This window comes from Streptomyces sp. DH10 (genome assembly GCF_029813805.1).
GTDB classification, from domain to species: domain Bacteria; phylum Actinomycetota; class Actinomycetes; order Streptomycetales; family Streptomycetaceae; genus Streptomyces; species Streptomyces coeruleofuscus.
The window spans coordinates 117,749-140,295 of record NZ_JARVKU010000023.1 but is presented as its reverse complement, the minus strand read 5'-3'; the positions used below and the strand labels follow the sequence as shown (position 1 = coordinate 140,295).

17 protein-coding genes and 2 pseudogenes are annotated in these 22,547 nt (G+C 71.4%); 10 read left to right on the top strand and 9 right to left on the bottom strand.

The genetic code is table 11. The features are described 5' to 3' along the window. Positions 1-85 precede the first annotated feature (85 nt). Positions 86-1,276, top strand: a complete 1,191-nt coding sequence (locus tag QC385_RS35620) for a globin domain-containing protein (protein WP_279545515.1) — start codon at positions 86-88, stop codon at positions 1,274-1,276. On the opposite strand, the gene QC385_RS35615 is transcribed toward QC385_RS35620, so the two are convergent. Further along, positions 1,273-1,722 (bottom strand): RrF2 family transcriptional regulator, encoded by a 450-nt coding sequence (locus QC385_RS35615; protein ID WP_279545514.1) that lies wholly within the window; start codon positions 1,720-1,722, stop codon positions 1,273-1,275. The genes QC385_RS35620 and QC385_RS35615 overlap by 4 nt on opposite strands. Before the next feature lie 220 nt (positions 1,723-1,942). Here QC385_RS35615 and QC385_RS35610 point away from each other — a divergent pair, with 220 nt between their 5' ends. The 5 genes and pseudogenes from QC385_RS35610 (at position 1,943) to QC385_RS35590 (ending at position 8,478) form a co-directional block, all read left to right on the top strand. Beyond that, a complete protein-coding gene (locus tag QC385_RS35610; protein WP_279545513.1) occupies positions 1,943-3,325 on the top strand; it encodes an RNA-guided endonuclease InsQ/TnpB family protein in 1,383 nt (460 codons plus the stop codon). After that, positions 3,249-3,914 carry a DUF3105 domain-containing protein gene (locus tag QC385_RS35605; RefSeq protein WP_279545512.1) on the top strand — a complete coding sequence of 222 codons (666 nt, stop codon included), beginning with the start codon at positions 3,249-3,251 and terminating at the stop codon, positions 3,912-3,914. Before QC385_RS35610 ends, QC385_RS35605 begins: the two co-directional genes overlap by 77 nt. Further along, entirely contained in the window at positions 3,911-4,531 is a 621-nt protein-coding gene (locus QC385_RS35600) for a DUF305 domain-containing protein (protein ID WP_279545511.1), read from the top strand. The genes QC385_RS35605 and QC385_RS35600 overlap by 4 nt, the downstream gene beginning before the upstream one ends. A 158-nt stretch (positions 4,532-4,689) precedes the next feature. Continuing rightward, positions 4,690-6,632 (top strand): annotated as a pseudogene (locus QC385_RS35595) (S53 family peptidase). A 91-nt stretch (positions 6,633-6,723) separates the two neighbouring features. Beyond that, complete coding sequence (locus QC385_RS35590) at positions 6,724-8,478, top strand: NAD+ synthase (protein ID WP_279545510.1); 1,755 nt, start codon at positions 6,724-6,726, stop codon at positions 8,476-8,478. A gap of 36 nt (positions 8,479-8,514) precedes the next feature. Here QC385_RS35590 and QC385_RS44360 read toward each other — a convergent pair. The 5 genes and pseudogenes from QC385_RS44360 to QC385_RS35565 form a co-directional block, all read right to left on the bottom strand. Then, a pseudogene (locus QC385_RS44360) lies at positions 8,515-9,139 on the bottom strand (zinc-binding dehydrogenase); the annotation flags it as partial. Between the two features lie 110 nt (positions 9,140-9,249). Beyond that, the gene (locus QC385_RS35580; protein WP_279545508.1) at positions 9,250-10,467 is read right to left on the bottom strand and encodes an MFS transporter; all 1,218 of its coding nucleotides are present in this window, start codon (positions 10,465-10,467) and stop codon (positions 9,250-9,252) included. Positions 10,468-10,623: 156 nt separating this feature from the next. Then, positions 10,624-11,676, bottom strand: coding sequence for an endonuclease/exonuclease/phosphatase family protein (locus QC385_RS35575; RefSeq protein ID WP_279545507.1), 1,053 nt, complete (start codon positions 11,674-11,676; stop codon positions 10,624-10,626). Between the two features lie 176 nt (positions 11,677-11,852). Further along, the gene (locus QC385_RS35570) at positions 11,853-12,488 is read right to left on the bottom strand and encodes a TetR/AcrR family transcriptional regulator (protein WP_279545506.1); all 636 of its coding nucleotides are present in this window, start codon (positions 12,486-12,488) and stop codon (positions 11,853-11,855) included. Positions 12,489-12,595: 107 nt separating this feature from the next. Further along, the gene (locus QC385_RS35565) at positions 12,596-14,197 is read right to left on the bottom strand and encodes an MFS transporter (RefSeq protein ID WP_279545505.1); all 1,602 of its coding nucleotides are present in this window, start codon (positions 14,195-14,197) and stop codon (positions 12,596-12,598) included. Between the two features lie 201 nt (positions 14,198-14,398). Here QC385_RS35565 and panB point away from each other — a divergent pair, with 201 nt between their 5' ends. From panB to QC385_RS35550, 3 genes are all read left to right on the top strand, one after another. After that, positions 14,399-15,274: a 3-methyl-2-oxobutanoate hydroxymethyltransferase gene (gene panB / locus QC385_RS35560; protein ID WP_279545504.1), complete on the top strand. Its 876-nt coding sequence runs from the start codon at positions 14,399-14,401 to the stop codon at positions 15,272-15,274. A gap of 173 nt (positions 15,275-15,447) precedes the next feature. Continuing rightward, positions 15,448-16,467, top strand: a complete 1,020-nt coding sequence (locus QC385_RS35555) for an ATP-binding cassette domain-containing protein (RefSeq protein ID WP_279545503.1) — start codon at positions 15,448-15,450, stop codon at positions 16,465-16,467. Beyond that, positions 16,464-17,279, top strand: coding sequence for an ABC transporter permease (locus tag QC385_RS35550; RefSeq protein ID WP_279545502.1), 816 nt, complete (start codon positions 16,464-16,466; stop codon positions 17,277-17,279). Before QC385_RS35555 ends, QC385_RS35550 begins: the two co-directional genes overlap by 4 nt. A 20-nt stretch (positions 17,280-17,299) precedes the next feature. On the opposite strand, the gene QC385_RS35545 is transcribed toward QC385_RS35550, so the two are convergent. Next, the gene (locus tag QC385_RS35545; RefSeq protein ID WP_279545501.1) at positions 17,300-20,578 is read right to left on the bottom strand and encodes a BTAD domain-containing putative transcriptional regulator; all 3,279 of its coding nucleotides are present in this window, start codon (positions 20,576-20,578) and stop codon (positions 17,300-17,302) included. 169 nt (positions 20,579-20,747) lie between these two features. Here QC385_RS35545 and QC385_RS35540 point away from each other — a divergent pair, with 169 nt between their 5' ends. Next, positions 20,748-21,548 (top strand): site-2 protease family protein, encoded by an 801-nt coding sequence (locus QC385_RS35540; RefSeq protein WP_279545500.1) that lies wholly within the window; start codon positions 20,748-20,750, stop codon positions 21,546-21,548. A 4-nt stretch (positions 21,549-21,552) separates the two neighbouring features. On the opposite strand, the gene QC385_RS35535 is transcribed toward QC385_RS35540, so the two are convergent. Both QC385_RS35535 and npdG read right to left on the bottom strand, forming a co-directional pair. Next, positions 21,553-21,732, bottom strand: a complete 180-nt coding sequence (locus QC385_RS35535; RefSeq protein ID WP_279545499.1) for a hypothetical protein — start codon at positions 21,730-21,732, stop codon at positions 21,553-21,555. A 63-nt stretch (positions 21,733-21,795) separates the two neighbouring features. After that, positions 21,796-22,515 carry an NADPH-dependent F420 reductase gene (gene npdG / locus QC385_RS35530; RefSeq protein ID WP_020269687.1) on the bottom strand — a complete coding sequence of 240 codons (720 nt, stop codon included), beginning with the start codon at positions 22,513-22,515 and terminating at the stop codon, positions 21,796-21,798. Positions 22,516-22,547 lie beyond the last annotated feature (32 nt).

Below are 22,547 nucleotides of genomic sequence, written 5' to 3'. Positions count from 1 at the left end.
TTCGGTTCGCTCCCCTCCCATTTAATTTGCATTTCACATGCAACTTTAAATACGGTGCCCGGCAGTCGAGTCCTGAGGAGTCCCGATGCTGTCCGAGCAGTCCGCCGTCACCGTCCGCGCCACCCTCCCCGCCGTCGGGGCGGCCCTCGGCACGATCACCGAGCGCTTCTACGCCGGGCTGTTCGCGGCCCACCCCGAACTGCTGAACGACCTGTTCAACCGGGGCAACCAGGCCGCCGGCACCCAGCGGCAGGCGCTCGCCGGATCCATCGCCGCCTTCGCGACACACCTGCTCGACCACCCGGAGCAGCGGCCGGACGCGATGCTGCACCGCATCGCTCACAAGCACGCCTCCCTCGGCATCACGTCCGAGCAGTACGACATCGTCCACGAGCACCTGTTCGCCGCCATCGCCGACGTGCTCGGCGACGCCGTGACCCCCGAGGTCGCCGCCGCCTGGGACGAGGTCTACTGGCTGATGGCGAACGCCCTCATCGCCGTCGAGAAGCGGCTGCGGGAGGAGCGGGGCGGGTACGCCTGGCGGTCCTGGGAGGTCGTCGAGCGCGTCGCCGAGACCGACGACGTCGCCACGTTCCGGTTGCGGCCCGCCGACGGCGGTCCGGTGCGGGACTTCCTCGCCGGCCAGTACGTCTCCGTCCGCGTCGCGCTTCCGGACGGCGCCCGGCAGATACGGCAGTACAGCCTCTCCGGGGCGCCCGCCCCGGACCTGCGGCAGATCAGCGTGAAGCGCGTGCAGGGCGACGGCACTCCCGACGGCGAGGTCTCGAACCACCTCCACGCGCGCGTGCGGGCGGGTGACGTCCTGGAGCTGTCCGAGCCTTACGGCGACCTCGTCCTGGACGCCGGCCCCGACACCCCGCTGCTGCTGGCGTCGGCCGGCATCGGCGTGACCCCCATGACCGCGATGCTGGCCCACCTCGCCGGCTCGGGGCACCGCGCCCCCGTCACCGTCGTGCACGGCGACCGCTCACCCGCCACCCACGCGCTGCGCACCGACCACGAGGCCTACGCCGCCAAGCTGCCCGACGCGGCCGTCCACTTCTGGTACGAGCAGGACGCCCCGGCGGGCACCCGCTCCGGCCTGGTCGACCTCGCCGACGTCCCGGTCGCGCCGGGCACGCGCGCGTACCTGTGCGGGCCGCTGCCCTTCATGCGGGCGGTACGGGCCCAGCTGATCGGCAAGGGCGTGGCAGCGGCCGACATCCACTACGAGGTGTTCGGGCCGGATCTGTGGCTGGCGGGGCAGGCGGCCTAGACATCACGGGGACCGGCGCCCCGCGAGATCCCCAGCAGCAGCGCCCCGGTCGGCTCCGCCACGATGTCCGCCACCGTGACCGGGTCCAGTGAGACGAAGAACGCCTCCTGGGCCCGGCGCAGCGCGCCGCGCAGGCGGCAGGCGGAGTTCAGGGGGCAGGGCGTGGGGCCCTCGCAGTCGACGACGTCGCCGTCGCCCTCGAAGGCGCGCACCACGGCGCCCACGGACGCCGTACGGCCCCGCTCGGTGAGCGTGAGACCTCCGCCGCGGCCGCGACGGGCGGCCAGCAGGCCCATGTGCTGGAGCTCGGCGACGACCTTCGCCAGGTGGGTGTACGGCACGTCCATGCCGGTGGCGACGTCGCGGGTCGTCGGACTCGACTCGCCGGCGACGGCGAGCCGCATCAGGACCCGCAGGGCCAGGTCGGTGGAGCGCAGCAGCCGCATGCCCGCAGCCTAGGTAATGGGAATCTACGATTCAAATTATCCGTACTCGAAGGTCCGCGCCTGACCGGCAACTGTCAGTGCTGTTCTGCTCTGACGCGCCGGTGACCTCCATCAGCTCCACCTCGAAGCCCTCGAACATACCTGCTCACATCGTGTGCAATTCCGGTTGGATGTGATCTTTCGCCGTGGGTGGCCACGAAGCGTCCTTACGGTGCTCGGTATGCAGCTCCGCTACAACTACCGGGCCTACCCGGATGCCGCCCAGCGCCGTGCGCTGGCAAAGGCGTTCGGATGCGCCCGTGTGGTGTGGAACGACTGCCTGCGCGACCGGAAGGAAGCACACGCGGCGGGGATGCCGTACGTGAAGTCGGCGGAGTTGTCCCGGCTGCGTATCACCCAGGCCAAGCGCACCGAGGAGCGCGCTTGGCTCGCCGACGTGTCAGCGGTCGCCCTGCAGCAGTCCCTGCGGGACCTGGACACCGCCTACAAGAACTTCTTCGACAGCCTCAAAGGCAAACGGCAGGGCCGGAAGGTCGGCCCTCCCCGCTACAAATCGAAGAAGGACACCCGGCAGTCGATCCGCCTCAACACCAACGCCTTCTCCCTCCAGGACAACGGCACCGTGTACGTGGCCAAGGTCGGCAACCTCAAGGTCAAGTGGTCTCGCCGGCTGCCAGCCGCACCGACGTCCTTGACTGTCACCAGGGACAGCTCGGGCCGGTACTTCCTCAGCTTCGTCGTGGACACCGAGCCGGACATCCTCCCCGAGCTGGAGACAGAAACCGGTATCTACCTGGGCCTGTCCGCCTTCGCCGTCCTGTCCAACGGCCGCAAGATCGACAGCCCGCGCTTTTTGCGCCGGGCGGAGAAGAAGCTCAGGCGCCTTGGAAGGGAGCTCTCCCGCAAGGTCAAGGGTTCGAAGAACCGGGCCAAGGCCCGCATCAAGGTCGCACGCCAGCACGCCAAGGTGGCCAACCGGCGCCGGGACTGGCATCACAAGGCTTCCACACAGATCATTCGCGACAACCAAGCGGTGTTCGTGGAAGACCTCGCGGTGTCCGGCCTCGGCCGCACTCGGCTCGCCAAATCCGTGCACGACGCGGGGTGGTCGGCGTTCGTCGGCATGCTGGAGTACAAGGCGGCTCTGCACGGCCGCACCTTCGCCAAGGTCGACCGTGCCTTCCCGTCCTCTCAGGTCTGCTCGGCCTGCGGATTCCGGGACGGTCCCAAGCCCCTGCACCTCCGGGAGTGGACGTGCAGCGGATGCGGCACCGTGCACGACCGCGACCACAACGCAGCCCGCAACGTCCACTTCGAAGGACGCCGCATCGTCGCCGCCGGACGGGCGGAGACACCAAACGCCTGTGGAGCGCCGATAAGACGGGCATACGTGCCCGCACAGCGCGTCGAAGCAGGAAGCCACTGGAAGGGTCGGACGCCCCAGGCCGGAACTCTGGACATTAAGCCAGGGAGCACGTCAAGATCAGCTCACCCGACCGTCCCACTTTCCCCACGAAGGACACCCCATGGGCTCCGCCAAGAAGAGCAACACGGACCGCAAGGCGCGGATAGAGGAGATGCGGCGCGCCGAGCAGGCCCGTGAGCGCCGCAACCGGATCCTCACCATCACGGCCAGTGTCGTGATCGTCTGCGGTCTCGTCGCCGGCGGTGTCGTGCTCGTGCGGTCCCAGTCCGACGGCGGCAGCGACACCGCGGCGAGCGACTCCTCGGCCAAGGGGAAGTTCGTCACGGGCAAGGACGGCGTGAAGACCTGGGAAGGCGAGCTGGCCCGCAACCACGTCAACAAGGCGGTGAAGTACGCCTCCGTGCCCCCGGTCGGCGGTGACCACAACCTGGCCTGGATGAACTGCAACGGCGACGTCTACACCAAGGAGATCAACAACACCAACGCCGTGCACTCGCTGGAGCACGGCGCGGTCTGGGTGACGTACAACGCCGACGCGAAGAAGGCCGACATCGACGCGCTCGCGGCGAAGGTGAAGAAGACGCCGTACACGCTGATGAGCCCGCTGGGCGAGCAGAAGGACCCGATCGTGCTCTCGGCGTGGGGTCACCAGCGCACGGTGACGGGCGCGAGCGACCCGGACGTCGACAAGTTCTTCGAGAAGTTCGTCCAGGGCAAGCAGACGCCGGAGCCGGGTGCCGCCTGCACGAACGGGCTGTCGCAGTGAGGCAGGCCGGTCTGATCGCGGGGGCCGCGGTGACGGCGCTCGTCGCGGCCGGCGCGATCACCTACGCCGTCGCCGGGGACGACGGCGGCGGCCGGACCCCGTCCGCCGAGTCCGCGGACGCGGGGTTCGCGCGGGACATGGCGGTGCACCACCAGCAGGCCGTGGAGATGTCGTACATCGTGCGCGACCGCACCAAGGACGAGGAGGTGCGGCGCCTCGCGTACGACATCGCGCAGACACAGGCCAACCAGCGCGGCATGATGATCGGCTGGCTCGACCTGTGGGGGCTTCCCAAGGTGTCCTCCCAGCCGCCGATGACGTGGATGGGCATGGGCGACATGGCCTCCGGCAAGGACGGCGCGCTGATGCCGGGCATGGCGACCAACACGGAGATGAAGAAGCTCGGCGAGCTCAGCGGCAAGCAGGCGGAGGTCTTCTTCCTCCAGCTGATGACGGACCATCACCAGGGCGGCGTCCACATGGCCCAGGGCTGTGTCGACAAGTGCACGGTCGGCGTGGAGAAGCGGCTCGCGCAGGGCATGGTGGACGCGCAGCGGTCGGAGATCGGCCTGATGGCGGACATGCTCAAGGAGCGGGGCGCCGCACCGCGCTCGTAGGGCGTAAGCCCCAAAACACCCTGTACTGCGGCCTCTTGGCCTCCTCTTGGCCTCCGTAGAGCGCTTCTTGGGCTGCGCATTCCCCTGGCATGAACGGTTCGTCGCGAGAGTGGCGACCGTCGAGTGATCCACTCGCGTCGAACCGCACTGGGGGTTCCATGAGATCCAATCGCGCCAGGGTGCGCGCCGGAGTGAGCATGGCGGCGACACTGCCGATGCTCGTCGGCGCGCTGGCGCTCGGCATACCCGCGGCCCACGCCGCCGACCATCCGCTCCGCGACCTGCTCGCCGGGACCAAGCCCGCGTGGGCCACGGCCAGGGCCGACGAGGGCGCCACCTCCGACGGTGCCGGGGTGTCGGCCCGGGTCTATCTCCGGGGCCGCGACGCGGCCGGCCTCGCCGCGTACGCCAAGGCCGTCTCCGACCCGGCGTCGGCCTCGTACGGCAAGTACCTGACCGCCAAGCAGGCACAGGCCCGCTTCGGCGCGACCGAGGCCCAGGTGGCCGCCGTGAAGTTTTGGCTGACGGCCGCCGGCCTGAAGGTCACCGGCGTCACGGCGCACTACGTCTCCGTCACCGGTGACGTGGCCGCCGCCGAGAAGGCGTTCGGCACCCAGCTGCACGACTTCGCCGAGGGCTCGAAGACCTACCGCGCCCCGGCGAGCACCGCCTCCGTGCCGGCGAGCCTGGCCGACGCCGTACTGACCGCCACCGGCCTCGACAACGCCCCGCACATGGTCACGCACGACGACCGGCTGCCGCCGCCGGACACCGTGTTCCGCAACGCCGGGCCGTTCTCCTCGTACTACGGCTCGAACACCGCGAGCACGCTGCCGGACGCGTACAGCACGAAGATCCCGTACGCGGTCAAGGGCTACACCGGCAAGCAGTTGCGGGCCGCCTACGGCGCGGGCACCCGCACCGGCAAGGGTGTCCGGGTCGCCATCACGGACGCGTACGCCTCGCCGACGATCGCCCACGACGCGGCCACCTACGCCGGCAAGCACGGCGACGCGGCCTGGAAGAGCGGGCAGCTCCACCAGGTGCTGCCCGGGAAGTACACGGACACCAAGGCCTGCTCGGCGTCCGGCTGGTACGGCGAGGAGACCCTGGACGTCGAGGCCGTGCACGCGGTGGCGCCGGCCTCGGACGTCCCTACGTGGGCGCGGCCTCCTGCAACGACAGCGACCTGCTCGACGCGCTCGGCAAGGTCGTCGACCACCACCTGGCCGACATCGTCTCCAACTCCTGGGGCGAGGTGGAAGCGGCGCAGACGCCCGACCTCGCGGCCGCCTACGACCAGGTCTTCCAGCTGGGCGCGGTCGAGGGCATCGGCTTCTACTTCTCCTCCGGCGACAACGGCGACGAGGTTGCCGCCTCCGGCACGAAGCAGGTCGACTCCCCGGCCAACTCGGCGTGGGTGACCGCCGTCGGCGGCACCTCACTGGCCGTCGGCAAGAACGACACGTACCTGTGGGAGACCGGCTGGGGCACCGACAAGGCGAACCTGTCGGCCGACGGCAAGAGCTGGACGGACTTCCCCGGCGCCTTCACCTCCGGCGCGGGCGGCGGCACCAGCAGGACGGTGGCGGAGCCCTCCTATCAGCAGGGCGTCGTACCGGACGCGCTGGCGAAGGCCAACAGCGCGGACGGCAACCGCGTCGTCCCGGACATCGCGGCGATCGCCGACCCGAACACCGGCTTCCTGGTCGGCCAGACGCAGACCCTGCCCGACGGGAAGACGCAGGCGTACAGCGAGTACCGGATCGGCGGCACCTCGCTCGCGGCGCCGACCATCGCCGCCATCCAGGCGCTGGCCCAGGAGGCCCGCGGCGGCACGCCGATCGGCTTCGCCAACCCGGCGATCTACGCCAAGGCAGGCTCGAAGGCCTACCACGACGTCACCGACGACCCGACGGGCTCCGGCCTGGCCGTGGCCCGCGTCGACTTCGTGAACGGCTACGACGCCACGGGCGGCCTGGCCACGTCCGTGCGCAGCCTGGGCAAGGACAGCTCGCTCTCGGCCGTGAAGGGCTACGACGACGTCACCGGCGTGGGCACGCCCGCGAGCGGGTACGTCGAGTCGTACAGGCGCCGCTGACTTCCGACGGCTGACCTCCGCAAGGGGACAGGGGTGGTGTGGGGTGACCCACACCACCCCATTGCGTCGCTCTGACGATTACACTGGGCCCGTGCCTCAACTACGTCTCGCCCTGAACCAGATCGACTCGAGCGTCGGCGACCTCGCCCAGAACGCCGAGTCGATCGTCCGCTGGACCCGGCACTCCGCCGAGCAGGGAGCGCATCTCGTGGCGTTTCCCGAGATGGCGCTGACCGGGTATCCCGTCGAGGACCTGGCCCTCAGGTCGTCCTTCGTGGAGGCCTCCCGGGCGGCGCTGCGGAGCCTTGCCGTCCGCCTGGCCGACGAGGGCTTCGGCGAGCTGCCGGTGATCGTCGGCTACCTCGACCGCTGCGCGACCGCCCAGCCGAAGTACGGCCAGCCGGCCGGCGCGCCGCAGAACGCGGGCGCGGTGCTGTACGGCGGCGAGGTCGTCCTGAACTTCGCCAAGCACCACCTGCCGAACTACGGCGTCTTCGACGAGTTCCGCTACTTCGTGCCCGGCGACAGCATGCCGGTCCTGCGCGTCCACGACGTCGATGTCGCCCTGGCCATCTGCGAGGACCTCTGGCAGGACGGCGGCCGTGTCCCCGCGGCGCGCTCGGCGCAGGCGGGCCTGCTGGTCTCGATCAACGCCTCGCCCTACGAGCGCAACAAGGACGACACCCGCCTGGAGCTGGTCCGCAAGCGGGCCCAGGAGGCCGGCTGCACCACGGCCTACCTCGCCATGATCGGCGGCCAGGACGAGCTGGTGTTCGACGGCGACTCGATCGTCGTGGACAGGGACGGCGAGGTCGTGGCGCGGGCGCCGCAGTTCGCCGAGGGCTGCGTCGTCCTGGACCTGGACCTGCCGGCGGCGTCGGCGGACGCGCCGACGGGCGTGGTGGACGACGGCCTGCGCATCGACCGGGTGGTGCTGTCGGAGAAGCCCCTGGCGCCGTACGAGCCCGAGCTCACCGGTGGCTACGCGGACCGCCTGGACGACGACGAGGAGGTCTACTCGGCGCTGGTGGTGGGCCTGCGGGCGTACGTCGCGAAGAACGGCTTCAAGTCCGTCCTGATCGGCCTGTCGGGGGGCATCGACTCGTCACTGGTCGCGGCGATCGCGTGCGACGCGGTGGGCGCGCAGAACGTGTACGGCGTGTCGATGCCGTCGAAGTACTCCTCGGACCACTCCAAGGACGACGCGGCGGAACTGGCCCGCCGCACCGGCCTGAACTACCGCACGGTCGCCATCGAGCCGATGTTCGACGCGTACATGGGCTCCCTGGGCCTGTCGGGCCTGGCCGAGGAGAACCTCCAGTCGCGCCTGCGCGGCACGCTGCTCATGGCCATCTCCAACCAGGAGGGCCACATCGTCCTGGCCCCCGGCAACAAGTCGGAACTGGCCGTCGGCTACTCCACGCTCTACGGCGACTCGGTGGGCGCCTACGGCCCCATCAAGGACGTCTACAAGACGTCGATCTTCCGCCTGGGCGAGTGGCGCAACCGGGCCGCCGTGGAACGCGGCCAGACCCCGCCGATCCCCGAGAACTCCATCACCAAGCCCCCGAGCGCGGAACTCCGCCCGGGCCAGGTCGACACGGACTCGCTCCCCGACTACCCGGTGCTGGACGCGATCCTGGAGCTCTACGTCGACCGGGACCGGGGCGCCGACGAGATCGTCGCGGCCGGTTACGACCGGGCGCTGGTCATGAAGACCCTGCGCATGGTCGACACGGCCGAGTACAAGCGACGGCAGTACCCGCCGGGCACGAAGATCTCGGCGAAGGGCTTCGGCAAGGACCGCCGCCTGCCGATCACGAACGGGTGGCGGGAGTCGGTCTGACGAGGCCCCTCGCGGGCATGGGACAGGTCCCGTGTCTCACGGCACAGTGACGACGACCTTGCCGCGCGCATGACCGGTGGCGCTCTCCTCGTGCGCCGCGGCGATGTCCCTCAGCGGGAACACCCGGTGCACCGGGACGGTGAGGCGGCCTTCGTCGGCGAGGGACGCGGCGTGCGGCAGCCCTGACCAGCCGGGCTCGCCCACGCCGGAGCGGGAGAGCCGCACTCCGTGGCGGGCGGCGTCGAAGTCGGCGATGGTCACGACGCGGTGGGGGTCTCCGGCGATGGCCACCAGGTCGGGGAGGGAGCCTTTGCCCGCGGCGTCGAGCACGACGTCGACGCCGCGGGAGCGAGTGGGGCGACGCGGTCGGCCAGGCCGGGACCGCAGGTGACCGGGGTGACACCGAGTCCGTCGAGGAAGTCAGCCCGGGGCTTGGGAGCCCATGCCTCCAGCACCGCGTACTGGGCGGAGGCCCCGCCCAGTCGGGCCAGGGGGACGAAGCCGAAGACCGCGTCTCCGATGGAGGTGCCGTGACGCCCTCGCCCACCTCGTCGACGCGCAGGGACGTCATCTCCTTCAGCATCCCTGAGCGCAGGTACCAGTCGGCGGGGGTGACGCCCGTGGCACGCACCGAGATGCGGACCTGACCCGGACCGGCGTGAGAGACCTGCCTGCCGCGCCCTCTCGGTTGCCGTACGCACAGGGCGGCGGTCCGCGGGTACCCACCCGCGGACCGCTGCCCGAGTCACAGCGCCGGCGTACCGACCTCGGTCAGCGGCGCACCGCTTCCGCTTCCTGCGGGACGTGGCTCGCCACGACCCGCTCGCGACCGCCGGCCGGCGCGGTGCGCCGGTCCACCGCGTACGCCAGCGACGCGACGCCGAGGCCGAGCACGGCCAGGGCCGCGCCGGCCAGGGCCGGGGAGGTGACCCCGAAGCCCGCGGCCAGGGCGAGGCCGCCGATCCAGGCGCCGCCGGCGTTGGCCAGGTTGAAGGCGGCCTGGTTGGCGGAGGAGGCCAGGGACGGGGCCGACGCGGCCTTGTCCATGACCATCAACTGGAGCGGGGAGCCGGTGGCGAAGGCCGCCATGCCGAGCAGGATCACGGCGACGGCGGCGGTGATTTCCGTGCGCATCAGCAGCGGGAACAGCGCCAGTACCGCCACCAGCGCGCCCAGGCCGCCGAACAGCGTGCCCCGCAGGGAGTGGTCGGCCAGGCGGCCGCCCAGCAGGTTGCCGGCGGTCGCGCCGACACCGAACAGGGCCAGCAGCAGGGTCACGCTGGCTCCGGCGTACCCGGCGGCGTCCGTGAGCATGGGCGTGATGTAGCTGTAGGCCGCGAAGAGGGCGCCGAAGCCCGCGACCGTCGTGCCGAGCGACAGCCAGACCGGGACGGAGCGCAGGGCGGCCAGTTCGCCGCGCAGGCCCTTCGCGGTGGCGTGTTCGTGGTCGTGCGGGATCAGGAACGCGAGCGCGGCGATCGCCGCCAGGCCGATGGCGCTGACGCCGAGGAAGGTCGCCCGCCAGCCGAGCTGCTGGCCCATGAGGGTCGCGACGGGCACACCCACGACGTTCGCGACCGTCAGGCCGAGGAACATCAGGGAGACCGAGCGCGCCTTGCGTTCGGGGGCGACCATGTTCGTCGCGACGACGGCGCCGACGCCGAAGAAGGCGCCGTGCGGCAGACCGCTCAGGAAGCGGGCCGCCAGCAGCCAGCCGTTGTCGGGAGCCAGGGCCGACAGCGCGTTGCCCGCGACGAACAGCCCCATCAGCCCGATCAGGACCGTACGGCGGGACATCCGGGCGGTGACCGCGGCCAGCAGGGGGGCGCCGATGACGACGCCCAGCGCGTACGCCGACACCAGGTGGCCGGCGCTGGGTATCGAGATGTTCAGGTCGTTCGCGACATCGGGCAGCAGCCCCATCATCACGAACTCGGTCGTACCGATGCCGAAGGCGCCCACGGCGAGGGCGAGCAGGGCCAGGGGCATGAGGGAGCCTTTCGAGACTTGCGGTGTTCGTACTTCGTGACTTCGTATGTTCAAGTACGGAACAAAGTCTCGCAGGCCGACTATTCCGCGAGGCCTCCGCGAAGTGAAGCCGCGGTTGCCCACTCCTGACGGACTGGCCCTGAGCTGGGGTTTTCCTCAGCCGCCTGTGGTGACACTCACACGGGCCGCGACGGGCAGATGGTCACTGGCCGTCTGCGGGAGGGTCCACGAGCTCTCCGGCTTCAGGCCCCTGACCATGATCTGGTCGATGCGCGCCATCGGGAACGACGCCGGCCAGCTGAACCCGAAGCCGTTGCCGGCGGCACCCTGCGTGGAGCGCATCTGCGAGGTGACGGCGTTGAGCGCGCGGTCGTTCATCGTGCCGTTCAGGTCGCCGAGCAGTACGACGTTCTCCAGCGGCTCGTGGGCGATGGCCTCGCCCAGGAAGTCGGCGCTCCGGTCGCGCTGCCGGGCCGTGAACCCGGCCTCCATCTTCACGCGTACGGACGGCAGATGGGCGACGTAGACGGCGACCTGCCCGGCCGGGGCGGTCACGGTGGCGCGCATGGCCCGCGTCCAGCCCAGGTCGATGTCGACGGCCCCCACGCCGGTCAGCGGGTACTTGCTCCACAGCCCGACCGTGCCCTGCACGGAGTGGTACGGGTACGTCGAGTCCAGCGCCCGCTCGTACGTCGGGACCGCGCCCGCCGTCAGCTCCTCCAGGGCCACCACGTCCGCGCCGGAGGCGGCCACGTCACGGGCGGTACCGGCCGGGTCGGGGTTGTCCGCGTTGACGTTGTGCGTGGCCACGGTGAGGTCGCCGCCGGTGGCGGTCTTGTCGCTGACCTGGCCGCCGAAGAGGTTCAGCCAGACCACGGCCGGCAGCAGCACCGCGATCAGGGCGGTCGCGGACTTGCGGACCACGGCGACGAGGAGCAGCACCGGGATGAAGAGGCCGAGCCAGGGCAGGAACGTCTCGACGAGGCTGCCCAGGTTGCCGATCGTGTTCGGGATCCGCGAGTGCAGCAGCATGACGACGGCCAGCAGCACCGCGCACGCGGCCACCACGATTCCGCGCCGCCAGACCTGCCGGTCCCCGCGCCAGTCGCCGAGCAACCGGCCGAACAGGCGCCGAAGCCGGTCTCCCCGGGGCTCGGGCCCCGAGCCGCCGTCTGCCGTCTCCGTCATGTACGCCTGCTGCTGCGCCATACCGTCGCCTCACTGCCTGCCGTGCACACCATCGCCCCCGTGTCTACGACCCTAGGGGATGATCCGTTCCGTTCCCGCCGTCCTTCGACGGCCGTACGGGGGCGAGGACGTTCGAGCCCGTGGGACGAGTTCCGATCGGACCCGGAGTAAGCGCCGTCTGTGACGAAACGCGCACACTAGGAGCTGTGAGCTGCGGAACTGACGGGTCGTAGGCCTTCGAGGAGTGTGTCGACGACCTGGGCGGCGAGGTCGTCGGGGAGATCGGCGTCCGGGCGCAGGACGGAGCGCACGAGCACGGGGCCGATGAACATGTCGCTCAGAAGTTCGATGTCGACGTCCGTGCGCAGTTCGCCGTTCTCCTGCCCCCGGCGCAGGATCTCCAGGCCCAGCCGGCGGCGCGGTGCGAGGACGGCGGCCTCGTACGCCGCCCAGATCTTCGGGCTGCTCTTCATCTGGGCGTGCACGTTGGTCAGGATCGCCGACGAGCGCTTGGCCAGGCCGCGCCGGCGCGCCTGTTCCAGCAGGGCCACGAGGTCGTCGCGCGTGGAGGTGCCGGGGAGCGGGGGCCCGGGGGGTTCGGTGGCACGCAGGACGTCGGCGAAGAGTTCCTCCTTGCCGCTCCAACGGCGGTAGATGGTGGCCTTGCCGACGCCGGCGGTGCGGGCGATCCGCTCGATGGACAGCTCCGCGAGGGGTACGCCCTCCTCCAGCAGGCCCATCACGCCGTCGATGATGGCGCGCTCCACGGCCTCGCTTCTGGGGCGGCCCCTCGGGGGGCCGTCTGGCCGGGGGTGCCGTTCGGCGAGACTCACGTCGCTGGGTCCTTTCCTGGGCAGGGTGAGGATGATTCTCCCGCAGGGTCTACGACCGCGCGTCCGAGATCTTCGACCGCGTCCGAGATCTACCGCGCGTCCGAGACCTAGGACCGCGCGTCCGACAACTCCTTTTCCTCCTCCCCCTGCTGCGGCTCAGGCCGCCTGCCGGGCAGGAACAGCGCCGCGACGGCCGCGCCGATCAGTGCGACCCCCGCTCCCCACAGGGCGGTGACGTGCATCGCGTGCAGGAACGCGTCGTAGGCCGGGGTGACCAGGGCCTCGCCCCGCGGGCCCAGCTTCGCGGCGACGCCGAGGGTGGCCTCGATGGACTCCCCCGCGGTGTGCCGTACGGCCGGCGGCAGTCGGTCGAGCTTGTCCTCGATGCCGGTGCGGTAGGCCGCGGACAGCACCGAGCCCAGAACGGCGATGCCCAGGGCGCCGCCGACCTGCCGGAAGGTGTTGCTGAGCGCGGAGGCCGAGCCTGCCTTCTCGCGGGGCAGGGCCTGCATGATGACGACGCTGACCGGCGTCATGACGTGCGCCATGCCGGTGCCCATCAGGAAGAAGATCACTTCCAGGATCCAGATGGGCGTGTCGGCGTCCAGCGTGGCGAAGGCGGCCAGCATCGCGGCGATGACCAGCATTCCGGCGGTCGTGGTGGCCTTGTTGCCGAAGCGGTCGACCAGCAGCCGCGCGCGCGGCGCGAAGATCAGCTGGCCGGCGGCCAGCGGCAGCATCAGCAGACCGGTCTGGAACGGAGAGTAGGCGCGCACGCTCTGCGCGTAGAAGACCGAGAAGAAGGTCACCCCCATCAGCGCGAAGAAGACCAGCGCGATGGCGGCGACGGCGGCCGAGAAGACCTTGCTCTTGAAGTACGTGACGTCGATGGACGGGTGGTCGGTGCGCTTCTCGAACAGCACGAAGGCGACGAGCACGGCGAGCCCCGCGCCGATCGTGGCCAGCACCGTGGCGTCGGTGAAGTCGGCGAGCTGGCCGCCCTTGATGATGCCGTAGACGAGCAGCACCAGGCCGACGACGGACAGCACGACGCCGACGGGGTCGAGGCGGCCGGGGCTGGGGTCGCGGGAGTCGGGCACCAGCCACAGCATCAGCGCGAGCGCGAGCAGCACGATGGGCACGTTGACGAGGAAGACCGAGCCCCACCAGAAGTGGTCGAGGAGCACGCCGCCGGTGATCGGGCCGATGGCGATGGCGAGGCCGACGCCGCCCGCCCAGATGCCGATGGCCTTCGGCTGCTCCTCGCGCTCGAAGACGTTCATGAGGACGGCGAGCGTGGCCGGCATGACGAACGCGGCGCCGAGGCCCATGACGGCCCGGTAGGTGATGAGCTCGCCCGGGGAGCCGGAGAAGGCGGCGAGCGCGGAGCCGATGCCGAACACCGCGAGCCCGCCGAGCAGCACCTTCTTGCGGCCCAGCCGGTCCCCCAGCAGACCGGCGCTGAACAGCAGGCCCGCGAAGACGAGGGTGTAGGCGTTGATCGCCCACTCCAGCTCGCTCTGCGTGGCCCCCAGGCCGGTCGGGGCGGGAGTGGAGATCGTCTTGATGGCGACGTTCAGGATCGAGTTGTCGAGGACGACGATCAGCAGGCTGAGCATCAGCACGCCGAGGATCGCCCATCGGCGCCGGTGCACCGCTTCCGGTATGCGAGGGCCGGTGGGGGCGGCACGGTCGGCAGGAGTAGTCATACCGCCGAGCCTAGAGCCATTTCGATACGAGACCGTCTCGTATTGGAATACTTTTACCGAGCCCTTACGTGCGCCGTGTTTCACGGCACCCGGCGGAACTCACAGGGGCTCCCCTAGCCCTGGATGACACGAGGTGCCACCATGGACGTGGTCCGGGGACGCCGTCAGGGCGCCTCGAGATGACGTGTTAGGAGCCGTGCAATGACGCAGCTTCCGGCTGCCCAGACTGCTCAGACGAAGTCCTCCGACGGCGGCAAGACGCTGTACGGGGGCAAGGGCACCCGCCGCATCACCGTGCGGGACATCGCCGCCGCCAAGGAGCGCGGCGAGAAGTGGCCCATGCTCACCGCCTACGACGCGATGACCGCGTCGGTCTTCGACGAGGCCGGGATCCCGGTCATGCTCGTCGGCGACTCGGCGGGCAACTGCCACCTCGGGTACGAGACGACCGTGCCCGTCACCCTCGACGAGATGACCATGCTGTCGGCGGCGGTCGTACGGGGCACCTCGCGCGCCCTGATCGTCGGCGACCTGCCCTTCGGCTCCTACCAGGAGGGTCCGGTGCAGGCGCTGCGCTCGGCGACCCGGCTGGTGAAGGAGGCGGGCGTGCAGGCCGTGAAGCTGGAGGGGGGCGAGCGGTCGCACGAGCAGATCCGGCTGCTCGTCGAGTCCGGCATCCCGGTCATGGCGCACATCGGCCTGACCCCCCAGTCCGTCAACTCGATGGGCTACCGCGTGCAGGGGCGGGGCGAGGAGGCGGCCCAGCAGCTGCTGCGGGACGCCAAGGCCGTGCAGGACGCGGGTGCGTTCGCCGTGGTGCTGGAGCTGGTTCCGGCGGAGCTGGCGGCCGAGGTGACGCGGGTGCTGCACATTCCGACCGTCGGGATCGGCGCCGGGTCCGAGACGGACGCGCAGGTGCTGGTCTGGACGGACATGCTGGGTCTGACCGGCGGGCGCGTACCGAAGTTCGTGAAGCAGTACGCGAATCTGCGTGAGGTCATGGGGAACGCGGCGAAGGCGTTCGCGGAGGACGTGGTCGGCGGAACGTTCCCGCTGGAGGAGCACTCCGTCCACTAGAGCCATAGGAGTACCCCACTGGAGCCACAGGGGTGCCCCACTGGAGCCATAGCGGTACCACGACAGCCCGTCGATCTTCCCCCGTCGACGGGCTGTCCCCTTGCCGGACCACCGACAAGGGCTGTCGGCAGTCTGTCGGTGGTTTGTCGGTGGGAGCTGACACCGTCTGTGCCATGACGCGAATCGACAAGAACACCGGCGGCGCCGCTGTCACCGTGCGGGGGCTGGTGAAGCACTATGGCGAGACCAAGGCGCTGGACGGGGTCGACCTGGACGTGCGGGAGGGCACCGTGATGGGGGTGCTCGGGCCGAACGGGGCCGGGAAGACCACCCTGGTGCGGATCCTGTCCACCCTGCTGAAATCCGACTCGGGGCAGGCGACCGTGGCCGGCTACGACGTCGTACGGCAGCCGCGGCACCTGCGGCGGGTGATAGGGCTCACGGGGCAGTACGCCTCCGTGGACGAGAAGCTCTCCGGCTGGGAGAACCTGTACATGATCGGGCGGCTGCTCGACCTGCCCCGCAAGGACGCCCGCGGCCGGGCCGACGAGTTGCTGGAGCGCTTCTCGCTGACCGAGGCGGCCAAGCGGCCCGCGGCGACGTACTCCGGGGGGATGCGGCGGCGGCTGGACCTGGCCGCTTCGATGATCGGGCGGCCGGCCGTGCTCTTCCTGGACGAGCCGACCACCGGGCTCGACCCGCGCACCCGCAACGAGGTGTGGGACGAGGTGAAGCGCATGGTCGGCGACGGAGTCACCGTGCTGCTCACCACCCAGTACATGGAGGAGGCCGAGCAACTCGCCTCCGAGCTGACGGTCGTCGACCGCGGCCAGGTCATCGCGGGCGGCGCCATCGAGGAGCTGAAGGCGAAGGTCGGCGGCCGGGCGCTGCGGATCCGCCCGGCCGATCAGATGCAGCTGCGGCCCCTCGCCGCCGCGCTGGACGACCTGGGGATCACCGGGCTCGCCACCACGACCGTGGACACCGACCGGGGTGACGTCCTCGTGCCGATCCTCAGCGACGAGCAACTGACCGCCGTGGTCGGCGCGGTCACCGCGCGCGGCGTCACCCTCTCCTCCATCACCACCGAACTCCCCAGCCTGGACGAGGTGTTCCTGTCCCTCACCGGCCACCGCGCCAGTGCCCCGCAGGACGCCGTGCCCGCCGAAGACCTTCAGGAGGCCGCCGTATGAGCGCCGTCACCATCCACGACGCCGAGGCGGACGCCCGCATCTCGCTGCGCGGCCACCTGCGCCACACCGGTGCCCTGATCCGCCGCAACCTGCTGTGGATCCGCAAGGACCCGGAGTCGATGGCCGACGCGCTGTTCATGCCGGTCATCTTCACCCTGCTGTTCGTGTTCGTCTTCGGCGGCTCGATCGGGCAGGCGCTGGGGGGCGGGCAGGACCGGTACGTGCAGTACGTGATCCCCGGCATGATCGCGATGATGAGCATGACGCTGTCCCAGGGCGTCGGCACCGGCTTCAGCCAGGACTTCAACTCCGGTGTCATGGACCGCTTCCGGTCCATGCCGATCGGGCGCGGTTCGGTGCTGTTCGCGAAGATCTCGGTGGAGCTGCTGCGGATGCTGTTCGCGACCGCCGTGCTGATGATCGTGGCCGTCGCGGTCGGGTTCGAGATCACCAACTGGCCGGGGCTCTTCGCGACGGTGGCCCTGTCCACGGCGTTCGCCTCGTCGATCATGTGGGTGTTCCTCACCCTGGGCGTGATCCTGAAGAACGCGCAGTCCGTGCAGGCGATGGGCTTCCTGGTGCTGTTCCCGCTCCAGTTCGGCTCGTCGATCTTCGCGCCGACGACGTCGATGCCGGGCTGGTTGCAGGCGTTCACCGACTACAACCCGCTGTCGACGCTGGCGGACGCCGCGCGCGGGCTGATGGTGGGCGGGCCGGTCGCGCACGACCTGTGGGTGACGCTCGGCTGGTCGGTGGCGATCACGGCCGTGATGGCGCCGGTCGCGATCCACAAGTTCCGCACGAAGAGCTGAACCGGCGGGGCGGATCCGCGTCAGAGCAGGGCGGCGGCCTCCTCGGGGGAGAGGCCGCCGCCTTCCGCGTACGCGGACTCGTACGCCGGGCCGCCGAGCACCGCCCGCGCCCGCCGCTCCGCCTGCTCGCGTGCCTCGCGCTCCTGCCGCGCGGCGACGTGCCCGGACGGCAGCAGGGCGTCGGCGGCGCCGAGGAAGCGGGCCGCGTCCCGGGCGCGGTGCCCGCCGTCGAGGGCGGCCAGGGACCCGGCGGCGATGGTCAGGTACACCGCGCGCATATGGGGTGTGATGGCCACCGAGAGCGGATCGGCGGCCCGCTCCATCGCCCTGCGGATCAGGTCCAGGCATGCCTGGTGACGCCCTTCCATGGCGTCCAGCCAGGCCTCCGCGCCGAGGATGAACGCGTCGAAGACGATGAAGTGCGCGATACGGAAGTCCTGGCGCAGCCGCCGCAGTTGCTCGCGCGCCTCGGGGACGCGGCCCGTCATGCCGAGCCAGCCGGCCAGGAACAGGCGGGCGGCGGGCATGGCCTCGCTGTGCGAGTCCCCGCGCTGGGCGATCACCTCGCGCAGCAGCCGCTCGCCGCGCTCGCCCTCGCCCGCCTCCAGCAGCGCGCTGCCCAGCCGGGCGGCGAGGACGGCCGACTGGGCGCGGGCGCCGACCCGTTCGGCGTGCGCGATGGCCGCCTCGTAGTCGGCGGCGGCCAGGGTGTAGTCGCCCTTGCGTTCATGGGCCTCGGCGCGGGCGGAGAGGGCCTCGGCGGTGCCCCAGGCGTCACCGAGGCGCTGGTAGATCGCCAGCGACTCGTCGGCGTCGCGGGCGGCGTCGCCGGCCCAGTCGATGCGGTTGGCGAGGAAGTTGGCCCGCATCTGGAGGCCGGAGGCCAGCTCCCAGTCGAAGCCGGGGGTCTCGCGGCAGGTGCGGATGGCCGCGTCCATGATGACGCGCAGCCGGTCCATGTCGCCGGTCAGCATCACGGCGAAGAACCAGAGCAGGCCGGGGAGCCGGCAGTTCTGCGGGAGGCCGGCCTCGTAGGTCAGGGAGATGTTCCGCAGCTTCTGCTGGGAGCGCGGGTTCTGCCAGGCGTCCAGTTCGGTGTCCATGCAGGCGAGATGGGCCAGGTGGACACCGCGCCGGGCCTCCCACAGGACCTCGCCGGCCATCGGGGGCGGGGCGTCGGTGCAGCGCTGCCACACCGGGGCGGCGGGGCGGACGGGCTCGGTGAAGGGGTCGGGGCCGAGGGCCATGACCTCGCGGCACCAGTTGCGGGCCTCGATGCGCAGGTCGCGCATCTGCCAGTACCAGACGAGGGACAGCGTCAGGCACAGCGCCTCCTGCTCGTCGCGCAGGGCGACGGCACGGCGCAGGGCGGTGCGCAGGTTCTCGTACTCCCGCTCCAGCCGGCGGATCGCGGCCAGCTGGCCCGGGCCCCGCAGCAACGGGTCGGTGGTGCGGGCGAGTTCGCGGTAGTACGTCAGGTGGGCGCGCTCGGCGCCGGCGCGCTGCCCGGACTCGTCCAGCCGCTCTGCGGCGTACTCGGCGACGGTCTCCAGCAGCCGGTAGCGCATCTCGCCGTCGCCCGCCTCGCCGGGCGGCGTGGCCACGACCAGGGAGCGGTCGACGAGGGAGCCGAGCGCCTCCAGGGCGACCGGTCCGCACACCGCCTCGGCGGCGGGCAGGTCGCAGCCACCGGCGAACACCGACAGCCGCCGCAGGACGTCCCGTTCGTCCTCGTCGAGCAGGTCCCAGGACCAGTCGACGACGGCTCTGAGGGTCTGCTGGCGGGGCAGGACGGTACGGCTGCCGGAGGTGAGGAGACGGAAGCGGTCGTCGAGCCGGTCGGCGATCTGGCGTGGCGTCAGCATCCGCAGCCGGGCGGCGGCCAGTTCGATGGCCAGCGGCAGGCCGTCGAGGCGCCGGCAGATCTCCGCGCACGCCTCGGGGTCGTCCTCGGTCCGGAAGCCGGGCCGGGCCGCCGCGCCCCGGTCGGCGAGCAGCCGCAGCGCGACCGGCTCGGGCAGCGGCTCCACGGGCCGCAGCGACTCCCCCGGCACGCCGAGGGGTTCACGGCTGGTGGCGAGGACGGTCAGGCCGGGGCAGCGCTCCAGCAGTTCCTCGGCGAGCCGGGCGGCGGCCTCGGCGACGTGTTCGCAGTTGTCGAGGATCAGCAGCATGCCGGGCCTGGAGCAGTGTTCGGCGAGCCGCTCGACGGGATCGTCGAGCCGGTCGCCGACGGCGGCCCGGATACCTTCGGCACCGGCGCCGTACAGCACGGTCTCGCGGGCGCCGACGGCGGTGAGCACGGCCTCCGGTACGGCGGCGGGGTCGTCGACCGGGGCGAGCTCGGCCAGCCACACGCCGCCCGGCATGGCATGCCGTACGGTCTCCGCGGCCTCCTGGGACAGCCGTGTCTTGCCTGCGCCGCCGGGTCCGAGCAGCGTCACCAGGCGGGCGGCGGTGAGATCGCGCCGGATGGTCTCGAGGTCGCTCTCGCGGCCGATGAAGGAGGTGAGCCGGGCGCGCAGGTTGCCGACGGCCGGGGCGTCCGCGGCGGGCACGGGGCTGTCGTCGCCCAGCTTCAGCAACTCCGCGTGCAGGGAACGCAGTTCCGGCCCCGGGTCGGCCCCGAGCCGGTCGGCGAGCAGCCGCCGCACGTCCTCGTACGCGTCCAGCGCCTCCGCCGTGCGGCCGGCGTCGCGCAGGGCGCGCAGGCGCAGCGTCTGGAGGGGCTCGTCCAGGGGGTGGCTGTCGCACAGGGCGGTCAGTTCCGGCAGGGACTGCTCGGCCTGGCCGAGGGCGAGGGCGGCGCTGTGGCGGGCGCGCAGCACGTCCAGGCGGCGGGTGTCCCGGCGGGCCGCCTCGGCGGCGCGGTCGGGCAGGTCGGCGAGGGCCGGGCCGCGCCACAGGGCGAGGGCGTCGTCCAGGACCACGGCCGCCTTGGCGGGGTCGCCGTCGGCCAGGGCCCGCAGTCCCTCACCGGCCAGCCGCTCGAACCGGTGCAGGTCGACGTCGTCGGGCGCGGCCGTGAGCCGGTACCCGCCCTCGGCGGAGGCGACCGCCTCGGCCCCGAGCGCCCGCCGCAACCGCCCGACCAGCGCCTGGAGCGCCCCCGGGGCGTCGGCGGGCGGCTCACCGCCCCACACCTCGTCGACGAGCAGCCCCACGGGCACGGTATGACCGGCCCGCAGGGCCAGCACGGTCAGCAGCGCACGCAGCCGCGCCCCGCCCACCGGAACGACCGTGCCGTCGGTGCGGAGCGCCTGCGTGGTGCCGAGGATGCGGTAGCGCACGGGGACCATTGTCCCCGGTATGCCGAGAGCCGGTCACGGAGTTCGGCGGCGCGGCGGGCGGGGGGGGCCGCCCGATGCCCCCGCACCCCCGGAACCGACCGCACCGCGCGAGACGTTCTCCCCCTGCGCCCGGTACCGTCGGGCGTCCCATCGCGTGTTCGAGAGTGCAGGGAGTCCCATGACCACCGCCACCAGCCGCCACAGTGAGCGGCGGATCAGTCCCGTCTTCGTCGGGATTCTGGCCGTGACGGCGGTCACGGGGTGGGCGACCTGGACCGGGTTCGCGCAGCAGCCCGGCGTCGCCGTGTTCCTCTTCGTGACGGCGGCCTGGATCGTCTCGCTGTGTCTGCACGAGTACGCGCACGCGCGCACCGCCCTGCACAGCGGCGACATCTCGGTCGGCGCGAAGGGCTACCTCACGCTGAACCCGCTGAAGTACACGCACGCGCTGCTCAGCATCGTCCTGCCGGTGATCTTCGTGATCATGGGCGGGATCGGGCTGCCCGGCGGGGCGGTGTTCATCGAGCGGGGGCGGATCCAGGGGCGGTGGAAGCACAGCCTGATCTCGGCCGCCGGCCCGCTGACGAACGTGCTGTTCGCCATCGTCTGCACGGCCCCGTTCTGGCTGGACGCGCTGGACGGCGTGCCGAGCGACTTCCGGTTCGCCCTGGCCTTCCTCGCGCTGCTCCAGGTGACGGCCGCGCTGCTGAACTTCCTGCCGGTCCCGGGCCTGGACGGCTACGGCGTCATCGAGCCCTGGCTGTCGTACAACATCCGGCGGCAGGTGGAGCCGTTCGCGCCGTTCGGCCTGCTGTTCGTGTTCGCGCTGCTGTGGCTGCCGGCGGTGAACGGCGTGTTCTTCGACGTGGTCGACTCGCTGCTGAAGTCGCTCGGGATCAGTGACTTCGAGACGTACTGCGGTCAGGAGCTGTACCGCTTCTGGCAGGGGTCGAACGAGTTCTGCTCGGCCGCTCCCTGACGGGTCAGCCCGTGACGGACTTCTGCTGCTTGCCGCGCTTGACGTAGTACCAGCACATGTTGGACGACAGGCCGGCCAGCAGCACCCAGACGATCCCCAGGAAGCTGCCCCGCGTGAAGGACACCACGGCCGCGGCCACGGCGAGGACGCAGACGATCAGGGCGTAGAGGGCGAGGCGGGGCATCGGGTCGACTCCTGTCGGGGGACACTGCGGGCACTGCTGTGCCGTCCAGTGTCCCCCATGCCGTCACACGTCCGTGACGCGGAGTCCCGCGTGCGCCTTGTACCGGCGGTTCACGGAGATCAGGTTCGCCACCAGCGACTCCACCTGGTGGGCGTTGCGCAGCCGCCCGGCGAAGATGCCGCGCATGCCGGGGATGCGCCCGGCGAGGGCCTGCACGATCTCCACGTCGGCACGGACCTCGCCGAGCACCATCACGTCGGTGTCGATCTCGTCGATCTCCGGGTCCTGGAGCAGCACGGCCGACAGGTGGTGGAAGGCGGCCGTGACCCGGGAGTCCGGCAGCAGGGCGGCGGCCTGCTCGGCGGCGCTGCCCTCCTCGGGCTTGAGCGCGTAGGCGCCCTTCTTGTCGAAGCCGAGCGGGTTGACGCAGTCGACGACGAGCTTGCCGGCCAGCTCCTCGCGCAGGGATTCGAGGGTCTTGCCGTGGCCGTCCCACGGCACGGCGACGATCACGATGTCGCTGCGGCGCGCGGTCTCGGCGTTGTCGGCGCCCTCGACGCCGTGTCCGAGTTCCTCCGCGGCGGCCTGGGCGCGGTCGGCCGCCCGCGAGCCGATGATCACCTTTTGCCCGGCCTTGGCGAGCCGGTAGGCGAGACCCTTGCCCTGCGGCCCGGTCCCGCCGAGCACTCCGACGACGAGTCCGGAGACGTCGGGCAGGTCCCAGGGGTCCTTGGCGGGGGCCTTCTGGGCGTTGTCGGTGGCAGCACTGTCGGTAGAGGTCATGGCCCAGACTCTACGTCCGGCGCGGTCATCGG